This is a genomic window from Micromonospora nigra (assembly GCF_900091585.1).
Taxonomy (GTDB): Bacteria; Actinomycetota; Actinomycetes; order Mycobacteriales; family Micromonosporaceae; genus Micromonospora; species Micromonospora nigra.
The window spans coordinates 1,388,327-1,400,828 of sequence record NZ_FMHT01000003.1 but is presented as its reverse complement, the minus strand read 5'-3'; the positions used below and the strand labels follow the sequence as shown (position 1 = coordinate 1,400,828).

Here is a 12,502-nt window from a genome sequence, read left to right as displayed (position 1 = left end):
GCCTGCCCCGGACGCGCGAACGCCCGCCGGGGGACCCGGCGGGCGTTCGGATGCTGCGAAAGGGGCTCAGCCCTCGAAGACGCCGGCCTCGACGAGGCGCTTCTCGGTGGCGTCCCAGCCGTCGCCCGGGTGGGCGGCGTTGAGGGTGTTCAGCTCGGCCCGGATCTTGGTGGCGTGGCCGGCTGCCGCCAGCACCCGGATCTCCTCGACGAAGGCCTCGGAGTCGGTGCGCAGGTGAACCGTCTTGCCGTTGGTCAGGTTCCGCACGTAGGCGTGCTTGCCGCCGTTGAGCGGGATCACGTACTTGAACTCGCCCAGCACGCTGAGGGCGCCACCCTGGCCAGCCTGGCCGGCCCGGACTGACGCGCGCGCGGTCTTAGAGGTGTTGCTCGCCACGGAGGTACTCCTTGCAAGACGTACGGGAGGACTGTTTCGTCCGGGGGCTGTGCGGGCGGCACCGGGACGGTGGACCCGCGAAGACGTGCGCGGCACAGGCCGCCGATGGAACTTTACACGACCACGAACCCTGGCTGGTCATCGCGGCGTCACGAGGTGGAACCGCGGTCCGGGCCGCAGGTATTCCAGCAGCGAATTCTGCGATTCCCTGGCGCACCATCCGTCACAGGAGTCATCATGTGTTGCAGAAACCACCCGGGTGTGGGCGAGGTCGTAGGGGAAGACGCACCTCGCTCTCCGGGAGGTCACCGTGCCAACGCGTGGCGTCGTATACGTCCACTCGACCCCGCTCGCCGTGTGCTCACACGTCGAGTGGGCGATCGCGCGCGTCCTCGCCGCGCCGGTCAACCTGCAGTGGACAACCCAACCCGTCGATCCCGGCGCCCGCCGGGCGGAGTGCGGGTGGTCCGGTCGTCCGGGGACGGGCGCCGAGCTGGCTGCTGCCCTCCGGCAGTGGCCCATGATCCGTTTCGAGGTGACCGAGGAGCCCGGCCCCGGGGTCGACGGCGAACGGTTCATGTACGTACCCGGGCGCGGGCTGTTCCGCGCCAGCGTGGGTGCGGCCGGTGACATCCAGCTCGGGGAGGACCGGCTGCGCAGCATCATGGCGTCCGCGCGGGCCCCGGAAGCCCTCGCGCACGCCCTCGACAAGGCCCTCGGCACGGCCTGGGACGCCGAACTGGAGCCCTACCGCCATGCCGGCGACGGCGCGCCGGTGACCCTGTTGACCCGGGTCGGCTGACCGGCCGTCGACGGGTCGCCCGGTCGGGTGGCCGGGCCGAGGTCGAGTTGCCCCGGTGCGCGGAAAGCTGGTGGGATGGGCCGTGTGTCGATTACCCCGCGGCGTGTCGGCGCCGCGCTCGTCGTCCTGACCGCGCTGCTCGCCGCCGGGTGCTCCGGCGACGATCGGCGGCCCGGCCCGGCCCCCACCTCGGCCCCGGCCACCGCCGCGACGCCCGGGGCGGGCGCACCGGCCGGCGATCCGGCCGCCAGGGCCGCGGCCCTGGTCGCCAGCCTGGCCGACGAGGACCTGGTCGGTCAGGTCCTGATGCCCTACGCCTACGGCGACAGGGCCACCGAGGTGTCGTCCGGCTCGGCGGCCGGCAACCGCGCTCTCGGCGGGGTCGACACCCCCGCCGAGATGGTGACGAAGTACCGCCTCGGCGGGCTGATCCTGGTCGGCTTCAGCGCGGACGACCCCACCAGCGGCAACCAGGAGACCACCAACGTCGACAACCCGGAGCAGGTCCGCGCGCTGACCGCCGGCCTGCGCGAGGCCGCCGGCAAGCTGCCCGCCGGTGCCGCGCCGTTGCTCATCGGCACCGACCAGGAGTACGGCGTGGTCACCCGCGTCACCACCGGAGTGACCATGCTGCCCAGCGCCCTCGCGGCCGGGGCCGCCGGTGACCCGGCGCTGACCGAGGCCGCCTGGCGGGCCGCCGGCACCGAGCTGGCCGCCATGGGCGTCAACCTCGACTTCGCGCCCGTCGCCGACGTGCTCGTCACGCGCAGCACCGTGATCGGGTCCCGCTCCTTCGGCGCGGACCCCGAGCGGGCGGCGGCGCAGGTCGGCGGGGCGGTCCGGGGACTGCAGTCCGCCGGGGTCGCCGCCACCGTCAAGCACTTCCCGGGCCACGGGCACAGCGCCGCCGACTCGCACGAGGGCCTGCCGGTGCTGCGGCAGTCGCGCCGCACGCTGGAGGAGGCGGCGTGGTCGCCGTTCGCCGCCGGCGTGGACGCCGGGGCGATGGCCGTCATGTCGGCCCATCTCGACGTCCGCGCGGTCGACCCGGGAACGCCGGCCACGTTCTCGTACAAGCTGCTGACCGAGGTGCTGCGGGGACAGCTCGGATTCCAGGGCGTGGTGATCACCGACGGGATGAACATGCCGCCGGCCAAGCGCTGGGCGCCGGGGGAGGCCGCGGTACGCGCGTTGAAGGCCGGCAACGACCTGATCCTGATGCCGCCGCACGTCGGCCAGGCGTACGACGGGCTGCTCGCGGCGCTGCGGGACGGGTCGCTGCCCCGGGCCCGGCTCGTCGAGGCGGCCACCCGGGTGCTGACCATGAAGTTCCGGCTGGCCGACCGGCCCACGCCGGAGCTGTCGACGCTGCGTGCGCCGGAGCACCGGGACGCGGCACGGCGGCTCGCCGCGGCGGCCGTCACCGTGCTGCGCGGCTCCTGCGCGGGCGACGGGGTGCGCGGGCCGGTGACCGTCACCTCCTCCGGCGGGCGGGAGCACACCCGCAAGGCGTTGACCGAGGCGCTGACGGCGGCCGGGGTGAAGGTGATGCCGAGCGGCGGCACGGTGGTCCACCTGGTCGGCTACGGCGACGGCAGGGGCGACCTGCGGGCCGGGGCCGCCGTGACCGTCGCGATGGACACCCCGTACGTGCTGGCGGACGCCGCCTCGCCGACGTTGCTCGCGACGTACTCGTCGAGCCGGTCCTCGATGGACGCGTTGGCCGAGGTGCTCGCCGGCAAGGCCCGGCCGGGCGGCCGGTCCCCGGTGAAGGTGCCGGGTCTGCCGGCCACCACCTGCGGGACCTGACCGGACCTGCCGTAACGCCGCAGCGACAACCTCAGCGGCTGGCGGTGCGGGCCGGGGTCAGCCGGCCGCGGCGAGTTGACCGGTCGCCAGGCGGTACGCGGGCAGGATGTCCCCGGCCTCGGCGAGCAGGCTCTCGCTGACGGTGAGCAGCACCGTCGTGTCGCCGACCCGTACCGCCGTCGCCCAGGACCTGCTGTCCTCCTCCAGCAGTTCGCTGGTGGCCGACCAGGTCGCCTCGACCGCGTCGAAGGTTCCGGCCCGGACCTCCCGGTACTCCTGGTCGGTCAGGCCCTCCTCGGCGGCGACGAACGTCTCGAGCGCGTCCCGTGGCGCGGCATCGGGCTGGTCGGCGGTCCACACCCGGAGGAAGCCGCCGCCCTGTTCGCGACCGTCCACCTCGCAGACGGCGGTGGTGCCACCCCGCTTGGTGAGCGCCTCCACGATGGCCTCCTCGATCTCGCCGTCCGGGTTGGCGTCGACGGCCTCCGCCTTCCAGCCCTCGGGCAGCGGGAAGGCCACCGGCAGTTCGCAGGCCGTGCCCGGGGCGCCGACGCTGCCGGCGCCGGTGCCGGCGGTGTGCTCGTCGTGCCAGGGTGCCCCGGTCGACCGGGGGGCGGCGGCCTCCGGAGTGGGCTCGTCGGCGCAGCCGCCGACCAGGCTGATGGTGAGGACCGCCAGGACCGTCGCGGACACCCGTCGTCGCATGCTTTCCACTCCCCGTGATGATCGTCAACGGCGCTCAGGAAAGCCGACGAGGACTCCCGGTGTCAACCGACGCAGCCCGGCCGGCACCGGAGCCGGTGGGTGGCTCGTGAGCGGGCGGGTGGGTGGGGGAGCGGGCCGGCACCGGAGCCGGTGGGTGGGTCGGGGAGTGGCGGTGGCTCGGGGAGTGGCGGTGGGTCGGGGAGTGGCGGGTGGGCCCGGCAGCCCGGCCGGCAACGGGGGCGGGGAGGGCTCGACCGGTGTGACTCTGGGGCGGAGCCGCAACACCGACGGTGATCCCGGATGCGCCGCCGCCGTGCTGAGTTTGCCGCGCCTCAGACCCCGGCAAGGGGTGCCCGTCGATGCGCGGAGTCGCTGCTCAGCGGCCCGTCGGACGTGGTCCGTGGGTGCGGTCCGGAGCGTCAGAGAGCGCTCTCCGGATCGGTGACCATTGACGTATCGGGTAACAGAAACTTAACCTCGGTTTCAAGAGAGCGCTCTCTCAGGTCTGGTTCTCCCACCCCACGACACTCCTTGACGGAGGCGAACGCGATGGCACCCACCCTACGAGGCCACGCCCCCGACCCCGGCCCCGCGCCCATACCCGCCCCCTCGTCCCTCCCGCGCCGCAGCCGGTCGCGCGTCATCGCGGTCGCCATGGCCGGGTGCCTCGCGGCCGGCGTCCTCGGCGTCGTGGGCGGCGGCGTCGCCGCTGCCGGCCCCGTCGGCGCGGGCAGCTACACCGAGACCCTGCCGGCCGGTCGCCTGCTGCCCAAGGGCTGCGGCGACATCGCCACCAACCCCCGGCTCTTCGTCACCCCCGACGCGCCGCAGGGCGCGGTGCCCACCAACGACTGGTGGTCGTCGCTGCTGTGGAAGCGCAATGACTGCGCCTACAGCGAGCCCCTGCACGCCCACCCGGTCTCCTACGACACCTTCAACAACGGCATCGGGCTGTCGTACACCAACACGGCGCGGATCACCGGTGGTGCCACCGGGGTCAGCGAGTTCAAGTTCGACTACACCGAGGACATCCGGGTCGGCGTCACCGGGATGAGCGCCCCGGTCGTCAAGGTCGCCGACTGGACCGACTGGACCGTGACTCCGTTCTGGAGCGACGGTCAGCGCACGATGAAGGCCACCATCGGCCACGGCATGCCGTTCAGCCACTACCAGATCACCGGCGGCAACGCCCGGATCACCGGCAGCACGGTCGCACCCACCGTCTGGTCGAACAGCGGCTCGACGATCGGCTTCAGCATCGGCACCGACAACTACGTCGCGTACGCGCCGACCGGCGCGGCCTGGAACGTCTCCGGCGGGGTCATCACCTCCGACCTGGGCGGCCGGGGCTACTTCTCCGTCGCCGTGCTCCCCGACGGCGCCGACCGGCAGGAACTGGCCGCCGAGTACGGCAGGTACGCCCACGCCCACGTCACCGACACCCGCATGGCGTACTCGTTCGACGAGTCGACCAGCACGGTGCGCACGACGTACGAGTTCGTCACCACCCCGCGTGAGGGCACCGAGACGAGGACCGTCGCCTCGCTCTACCCGCACCAGTGGCGCAACATGGTCGGGGGCACCCCGATCGCGCAGACCTACGCCTCCGCCCGGGGCAGGATGAAGAACCTCGTCGGCACCGCGTCCTTCACCACCCGGATGGCGTTCCACGGTGTCCTGCCGGAGGTCCCGGCCGTCGCCGACTCCTCCGGCGCGGACCGCACCACCATCACCAACTACCTCAACGCGGAGCTCGCCGACCCGGCGAAGTTCCTCGGCCCGGACACCTACTGGACCGGCAAGGGTCTCGGCCGCGCGGCCCGGATCGCGGAGATCGCCGACCAGCTGGACATGACCGACGTGCGCGACTCCGCGCTCAGGGTCATCAAGGAGCGGCTCATCGACTGGTTCACCGCCAGCTCGGGCGAGACCGGCCAGCTCTTCTACTACGACCGGAACTGGGGCACGCTGATCGGCTACCCCGCGTCGTACCTGTCCGACGAGGACCTCAACGACCACCACTTCCACTACGGCTACTTCATCGCCGCCGCCGCCACCCTGGCCAAGTTCGATCCCGAGTTCGCCAGCGACAGCCAGTACGGCGGCATGGTGGACGTCCTGATCCGGGACGCCAACAGCTACGACCGTCAGGACGAGCGCTTCCCCTACCTGCGGGACTACGACATCTACGCGGGCCACGACTGGGCCTCCGGGCTGGCGCCGTTCGGCTCCGGAAACAACCAGGAGTCCTCGTCCGAGGGCATGAACTTCGCCAACGGCCTGATCCAGTGGGGCCAGGCGACCAACAACAAGGCGATCCGGGACGCCGGCATCTTCATCTACACCACACAGGCCCAGGCAATCGCCGAGTACTGGTTCGACGTGCACGACGAGAACTTCCCGGCCGAGTTCGGCCGCGAGTCGGTCGGCATGGTCTGGGGCGACGGCGGTGCGTACGCCACCTGGTTCTCCGCCGACCCGGAGATGATCCAGGGCATCAACATGCTGCCCGTCACCGGCGGTCACCTCTACTTCGGCGACCACCCGGAGTACGTCACGGCCAACTACGAGGACCTGCTGCGCAACAACTTCGGCAAGCCGACGGTGTGGCAGGACATCATCTGGAACTTCCTGGCCGCCGGTGACGGCGAGCGGGCCCTGCGGGAGTTCCGCGCCAATCCGACCTTCACCAGCGAGGAGGGCGAGAGCAAGGCACACACCTTCCACTGGATCCGCAACCTGGCCGCGCTGGGCAACACGGACAACACGGTGACCGCGAACCACCCGCTGGCAAGGGTGTTCACCAAGGACGGGGCACGCACCTACGTCGCGTCCAACATCACCGCCGAGGCGCTGACGGTCACCTTCTCCGACGGCACCACGCTGGACGTGCCGGCGGGTAAGACCGCGACCTCGGGCGCGTTCACCTGGAGCGGCGGCAACGCCACGGGCGGCAAGGTCGTCACGCCGGGCCCCACGCCCACGGGCACGCCGACCCCGACGGCCACGCCGACGCCGACGGCCACGCCGACCCCGACGCCGACGGAACCCCCGAACCCGATGAGTCCGACCCAGTACCTGCTCGCCGGTGGCGCACTGGGCGGTGCGGCGGGCACCGGGGGATCGGTGTCGGTAGCGGCGGCGAACGGCAACCACGACGGCACGCCGACCAACGCGCAGGTGTTCACCGCCACCGGGCTCACCGGCACCTACACCGGGCAGGCGACCACCTTCGACCTGTCCGTGGACTCCGGCACCAGCATCGGCAACGGCGTCCAGGCCCGGGTGTCGTACGACCTGACCGGCGACGGTGTCGTCGACCGGGTGGAGACGTACGCCTACTTCGCCACCGACCCGCTGGTCGGCTGGGAGCACTACAGGCAGACCCAGGGCCTGCGCTCCTCGACCGGCACCCTCGGCGACCTGGCCGGCGGCACGGTCAAGGTCGAGGTCTGGAACGCGATCGGTAACACCGACACGAGCCTGGGGATCGGCGACCGGTCGACGGTCACCCTTCCGTTCACCGCCTCCTGAGAGTCGGTAGGACACCGCCACCTGCGGCGTGACGCGGCACTCGGAGCCCGGGAAGGCGCACCGTGCCGCAGGTGGTGAGGGAACAGGGCCCGCGCTCGACGGAGCGCGGGCCCTGTTCCGGTGCGGCCGGCTACAGCGGGATGTTGCTGTGCGCACCGCGGGCGGCGGGAGCGGTGGCGAGCGCCTCGGCGATGCGTCGTCGGGTTTCGGCGGGGGTGATGACGTCGTCGACGACGCCGATCTCGAGGGCGCGGTTGACGCCGCCGGCCTCGCGGGTCTGCTCCGCGACGAGCTGGGCGCGGAGGGTGTCGCGTTCCTCGGCCGGGGTGGCGGCGAGCCTCTTGCGGTGCAGGATGTTGACGGCGGCGCTGGCGCCCATGACGGCGACCTCGGCGTGGGGCCAGGCGAACACGGCGGTCGCACCGAGGGAACGGGAGTTCATCGCGATGTAGGCGCCGCCGTAGGCCTTGCGGGTGACGAGGGTGACGCGGGGCACGACGGCTTCGGCGAACGCGTGCAGGAGTTTCGCGCCGCGGCGCACGACGCCGTCCCACTCCTGGCCGAGGCCGGGCAGGTAGCCGGGGACGTCGACGAGGACGATCAGGGGCACGCCGAGGGAGTCGCACATGCGCACGAAGCGGGCGGCCTTCTCGGCGCTGGAGGCGTCGAGGCAGCCGCCCAGGCGGAGCGGGTTGTTGGCGATCACGCCGACGGTGCGTCCGGCGAAGCGGCCGAGGGTGGTCACCACGTTCGGTGCCCACTTGGCGTGCAGTTCCACGCCGGGGGCGTCGAGGAGAGCCGTGACCACCGGCTTGACGTCGTAGGCCCGGTTGGCTTCGGCCGGCATCCGGGCGGCGAGGTCGTGGCCGGCGGCGTCGGTCACGTCGTCGGGGCTCAGCCGCCCCTGGCGGCCCAGCAACGCGGCCAGTTTCCGTGCCTCGGTCAGGGCCGTGTCGTCGTCGGCGCAGGTCACGTGCACGACCCCGGAACGCCGGCCGTGCGGCTCGGGGCCGCCGAGGCGTTCCATGTCGACCTGTTCACCGGTGACGCTGCGCACCACCTCCGGGCCGGTGACGAAGATCCGGCCCGCGCCGCTCATCACCACGATGTCGGTCAACGCCGGCCCGTACGCGGCACCACCGGCCGCCGGACCGAGGACCACCGAGATCTGCGGCACCCGCCCCGAGGCCCGCACCATCGCGGCGAACACCTGCCCCACCGCGTCGAGCGCGATCACACCCTCGGCCAACCGGGCGCCACCGGAATGCCACAACCCGAGCACCGGCACCCGCTCCCGCACCGCGGTGTCGATAGCGTCCACGATGTGCCGACACCCCTCGGTGCCCATCGCCCCGCCCATCCGCGTGGCATCCGTGGCATACGCCACCACCGGCGTGCCGTCGATCTCGCCGCGTGCCCACGACACACCCGACGTGTCCCGCGGCGCGAGCAACCGCAACGTACCGGCGTCGAGCAACGACCGCAGCCGCACCTCGGGATCCCGATGGTCCACGACGGTGGTGTCCGCGCCGACGACGGTGGTGGTCACGTGAGCCTCCAAGGCTGTGGTCTCAGGCCCGCGTGAAGACGAGAGCCACATTGTGTCCGCCGAAGCCGAACGAGTTGTTCAGCGCGGCGGGGATCTCCAGGTGACGCGCCTTGTTGGCGGCCACATCCAGCGTGAGACTGTCGTCCGGGTCGTCCAGGTTGATCGTCGGAGGTACGACGCCGTCCCGGATGGCCAGGATGGTGGCGATGGACTCCAACGCCCCCGCCGCGCCCAGCAGGTGACCGGACATGGACTTGGTGGCGGTCAGCACCGGGTGGTCACCCAGCGCCGTCCGCAGCGCGGTGATCTCCGCCAGGTCACCCACCGGCGTGGAGGTGGCGTGTGCGTTGACGTGCACGATGTCCATCTTGGCGATGTCCGCGTCGGTGATCGCCTTCGAGATTGCCCGGATCGCGCCGGCACCCTCCGGATGCGGCTGGACGATGTCGTAGCCGTCGGAGGTGATGCCCGCCCCGGCGAGACGCGCGTAGATCCGGGCACCACGCGCGGTGGCGTGCTCGGCCCGCTCCAGCACCAGGATGCCGGCGCCCTCGCCCAGCACGAAGCCGTCGCGGCCCTTGTCCCACGGGCGGGAGGCCCGCTCCGGGTCGTCGTTGCGGGTCGACATCGCCCGCATCGACGAGAAGCCGGCGATCGGCAGCGCGTGGATGACCGCCTCGGTGCCGCCGGCCACCACCACGTCTGCCCGGCCGGCCCGGATCATGTCCATGCCCAGCGCGATGGCCTCCGCGCCGGTCGCGCAGGCACTGGCCACCGAGTGGACGCCGGCCTGGGCGCCCAACTCCAGCCCGACCCACGCGGCGGGGCCGTTGGGCATCAGCATCGGGATGGTGTGCGGGGAGACCCGCCGCGGCCCGGAGGCCTCCAGGATGTCGTCCTGGGCCAGCAGGGTCAGCGCCCCGCCGATGCCCGAGCCGACGCTGACGCCGAGCCGCTCCGGGTCCAGCCCGGAGTCGGCCAGCCCCGCGTCCGCCCACGCCTGGTGCGCGGCGATGATCGCGATCGACTCGGAGCGGTCCAGCCGGCGCAGCTTGACCCGGTCGATGAGGCCGGCCGGATCGACCGCGAGCTGGGCGGCGATCCGGACCGGCAGTTGCCCGGCCCACTCCTGGGTGAGCGCACTCACCCCGGAGCGGCCGGCGAGCATGGCGTCCCAGGTCGACGCGACGTCCCCGCCCAGCGGGGTGGTCGCGCCGAGCCCGGTGACGACGACGTCGGTGCGACTCATCTCAGGACTGCGCCTCGATGTAGCTGACGGCGTCCCCGACGGTCTTGAGGTTCTGCACCTCGTTGTCGGGGATCTTGACGCCGAACTTCTCCTCGGCGGCCACCACGACCTCCACCATCGAGAGCGAGTCGACGTCCAGGTCGTCGGTGAAGGACTTCCCCTCGGCCACGTCGTCCGGGTTCACCCCGGCAACCTCTTCGAGGATCTCGGCGAGGCCGGCGGTGATCTCGTCACGGGTCATTACGGTGGGTTCCTCTCATCGGGGTTACTCGACGGTCGACGACGCCGACCGTCGCTCTCCGGGCGGGCCGGAGGGGCATCAGGGACAGCGGACGACCTGACCGGCGTAGGTCAGGCCGCCGCCGAAGCCGAACAGCAGCACGGGCGCGCCCGAGGGCACCTCCCGCCGCTCGACCAGCTTGGACAGGGCCAGCGGCACGCTCGCCGCCGAGGTGTTGCCGGACTCGACGATGTCCTTCGCGATGATCGCGTCGGGGATGCCCAGCCGCTTGGCGATGCCGTCGATGATTCGGGTGTTCGCCTGGTGCGGGACGAACGCGGCCAGCTCCGACGGGTGCACGCCGGCCCGCTCGCAGGCCTGCCGGGCCAGCGGCGCCAGCTCCGTGGTGGCCCACCGGAAGACCGACTGGCCCTCCTGCGCCACGTACGGGCGCCAGCCTTCGATGCGTACCGCGTCGCCCTTCTCCGGCGCCGATCCCCACACCACCGGACCGATCCCGGCGGGCTCGCCCTCGGCGGTCGCGGTGACCACCGCGGCACCGGCGCCGTCGCCGAAGATGATGCAGGTCGAACGGTCCGTCCAGTCGACGAACTCCGACAGCTTCTCCGCCCCGATGACCAGGGCGTGGCGCGACGCACCGGCCCGGACCGCGTGGTCGACCGTGCCGAGGGCGTAGGCGAACCCGGAGCAGGCGGTGTTGATGTCGTACGCCGCGGGCGCGCTGATGCCCAGCTTGGCCGCCACCCGGCAGGCCACGTTGGGGCTGCGGTCGACGGAGGTGCAGGTGGCCACCACGACCAGGTCGATGTCGGCGGCGGTCAGGCCGGAGTTGGCCAGGGCCTTGCCGGCGGCCACGGCGGCCATGTCGGCCACCGTCTCGTCGCCGGCGATGCGCCGGGTGACCACACCCACCCGGTCGCGGATCCACTCGTCGTTGGTCTCGACGAGCTGGGCGATCTCGTCGTTGGTCACCACGCGTGAGGGCTGGTAGTGCCCCAGCGCGAGGATGCGGCTCCCGGTCATGAGTGACCTCCGATGCGGGCGAGCGGCTGACCCGGGGCGACCGGGTCGTCGTGGTGGGCCAGCCACTCGGTGAGCACGCCACTGTCGTGGGCGGTCACCTCGACCGGTCCCTGCCGGGTGACGACCTGACCGATGGCCTGGCCGACGCGGACGTCGTCGCCCTCCGCCACGTCCGGAGCCGGCGCGAAGTTGCCCGCCGACGGCGCGACCACGACGCGGAACTGCATGGTCGGCTCGTGACTGGGGGCCATCCCGTGCCGGGCGATCAGGTCGCGGGCCGCGGGCAGGTCGTCGGGGGTGTTCAGGGTGACGATCTCCGGGGCGCCGTTGCCCTTGAGTTCGCGCTTGACCAGGCCGGCGAGAGTCCCGGCGGGCGGCAGCTCCAGCACGCCGGTCACCCCGAGGTCGGCCATGGTGGCCACGCACAGGTCCCACCGCACGGGTGAGACGACCTGGCGGACCAGCCGCTGCACCATCTCCCGGCCGTGGGTGACGGCGGCGCCGTCGAGGTTGGACAACAGGATCCGGGCCGGGTCGGTGGGGGTGATCCCCGCGGCCACCGCCGCGAGGGCCGACTCGGCGGCCGCCATGTAGGGGGTGTGGAACGCGCCCGCCACCCGGAGCCGGACGATCCGGGCCCGCGCGGGCGGCTCGGCGGCCAGCTTGTCCAGGCCGTCGACCGAGCCCGCGGCCACGACCTGACCGGCGCCGTTGCGGTTGGCCGGGTGCAGCCCGTGGGCGGCGAGCGCGGTGAGCACCTCGTCGGGGTCCCCGCCGAGCACAGCGGCCATGCCGGTCGGTTCCAGGGCGCAGGCGGCTGCCATCTCCCGGCCGCGGACCCCGGCGAGGGTGATCGCCGCCTCCGCCGGCAGCACGCCGGCCAGCGCGGCCGCGCCCAGCTCGCCGACGCTGTGGCCGGCGGTGAGGGTCACGTCGTACATGGGCAGGTGCTCGGCGGCGAGCAGCGCGGCGGCGACCAGCAGCGGCTGGGTGAGCGCCGTGTCCTTGATCTCGTCGGCGTCGGCGTCGGTGCCCAGGTGTACCAGGTCGACGCCGGCCAGCGCGGACCACCAGCGCAGCCGCGCCTCCGTGCCGGGCAGGTCGAGCCATGGGGTCAGGAAGCCGGGTTTCTGGGAACCCTGGCCGGGCGAGAGTACGGCGAGCACGTCTATGACTCTCCTGGATACGGGCGGG

General features: G+C 72.8%; 10 protein-coding genes. 3 read left to right on the top strand and 7 right to left on the bottom strand.

Features of this window, described 5'->3' with window-relative positions; genetic code table 11:
- Positions 1-66 precede the first annotated feature (66 nt).
- Positions 67-396, bottom strand: a complete 330-nt coding sequence (locus GA0070616_RS05580) for a hypothetical protein (RefSeq protein ID WP_091077338.1) — start codon at positions 394-396, stop codon at positions 67-69.
- Between the two features lie 310 nt (positions 397-706).
- On the opposite strand from GA0070616_RS05580, the gene GA0070616_RS05575 reads away from it, so the two are divergent.
- Both GA0070616_RS05575 and GA0070616_RS05570 read left to right on the top strand, forming a co-directional pair.
- On the top strand, positions 707-1,198 hold the full coding sequence (locus GA0070616_RS05575; RefSeq protein ID WP_091077334.1) for a DUF3145 domain-containing protein: 492 nt from the start codon (positions 707-709) through the stop codon (positions 1,196-1,198).
- A 75-nt stretch (positions 1,199-1,273) separates the two neighbouring features.
- The gene (locus GA0070616_RS05570; RefSeq protein WP_091077331.1) at positions 1,274-3,007 is read left to right on the top strand and encodes a glycoside hydrolase family 3 protein; all 1,734 of its coding nucleotides are present in this window, start codon (positions 1,274-1,276) and stop codon (positions 3,005-3,007) included.
- A gap of 57 nt (positions 3,008-3,064) precedes the next feature.
- On the opposite strand, the gene GA0070616_RS05565 is transcribed toward GA0070616_RS05570, so the two are convergent.
- Positions 3,065-3,712 (bottom strand): lipoprotein, encoded by a 648-nt coding sequence (locus GA0070616_RS05565; protein ID WP_139128846.1) that lies wholly within the window; start codon positions 3,710-3,712, stop codon positions 3,065-3,067.
- A gap of 654 nt (positions 3,713-4,366) precedes the next feature.
- On the opposite strand from GA0070616_RS05565, the gene GA0070616_RS05560 reads away from it, so the two are divergent.
- Positions 4,367-7,246, top strand: a complete 2,880-nt coding sequence (locus GA0070616_RS05560) for a glycosyl hydrolase (RefSeq protein WP_245712669.1) — start codon at positions 4,367-4,369, stop codon at positions 7,244-7,246.
- 130 nt (positions 7,247-7,376) lie between these two features.
- Here the strand turns inward: GA0070616_RS05560 and GA0070616_RS05555 are convergent, their stop codons facing one another.
- The 5 genes from GA0070616_RS05555 to GA0070616_RS05535 all read right to left on the bottom strand — a co-directional run bounded on the left by GA0070616_RS05555 (position 7,377) and on the right by GA0070616_RS05535 (position 12,474).
- The gene (locus tag GA0070616_RS05555; protein ID WP_091077321.1) at positions 7,377-8,795 is read right to left on the bottom strand and encodes an acyl-CoA carboxylase subunit beta; all 1,419 of its coding nucleotides are present in this window, start codon (positions 8,793-8,795) and stop codon (positions 7,377-7,379) included.
- Between the two features lie 22 nt (positions 8,796-8,817).
- The gene (fabF, locus tag GA0070616_RS05550) at positions 8,818-10,044 is read right to left on the bottom strand and encodes a beta-ketoacyl-ACP synthase II (protein ID WP_091077318.1); all 1,227 of its coding nucleotides are present in this window, start codon (positions 10,042-10,044) and stop codon (positions 8,818-8,820) included.
- A gap of 1 nt (position 10,045) precedes the next feature.
- Complete coding sequence (locus tag GA0070616_RS05545) at positions 10,046-10,285, bottom strand: acyl carrier protein (RefSeq protein WP_007072348.1); 240 nt, start codon at positions 10,283-10,285, stop codon at positions 10,046-10,048.
- A 78-nt stretch (positions 10,286-10,363) separates the two neighbouring features.
- Positions 10,364-11,308, bottom strand: coding sequence for a beta-ketoacyl-ACP synthase III (locus GA0070616_RS05540; RefSeq protein WP_091077314.1), 945 nt, complete (start codon positions 11,306-11,308; stop codon positions 10,364-10,366).
- Positions 11,305-12,474, bottom strand: coding sequence for an acyltransferase domain-containing protein (locus tag GA0070616_RS05535; RefSeq protein ID WP_091077312.1), 1,170 nt, complete (start codon positions 12,472-12,474; stop codon positions 11,305-11,307). Before GA0070616_RS05535 ends, GA0070616_RS05540 begins: the two co-directional genes overlap by 4 nt.
- Positions 12,475-12,502 lie beyond the last annotated feature (28 nt).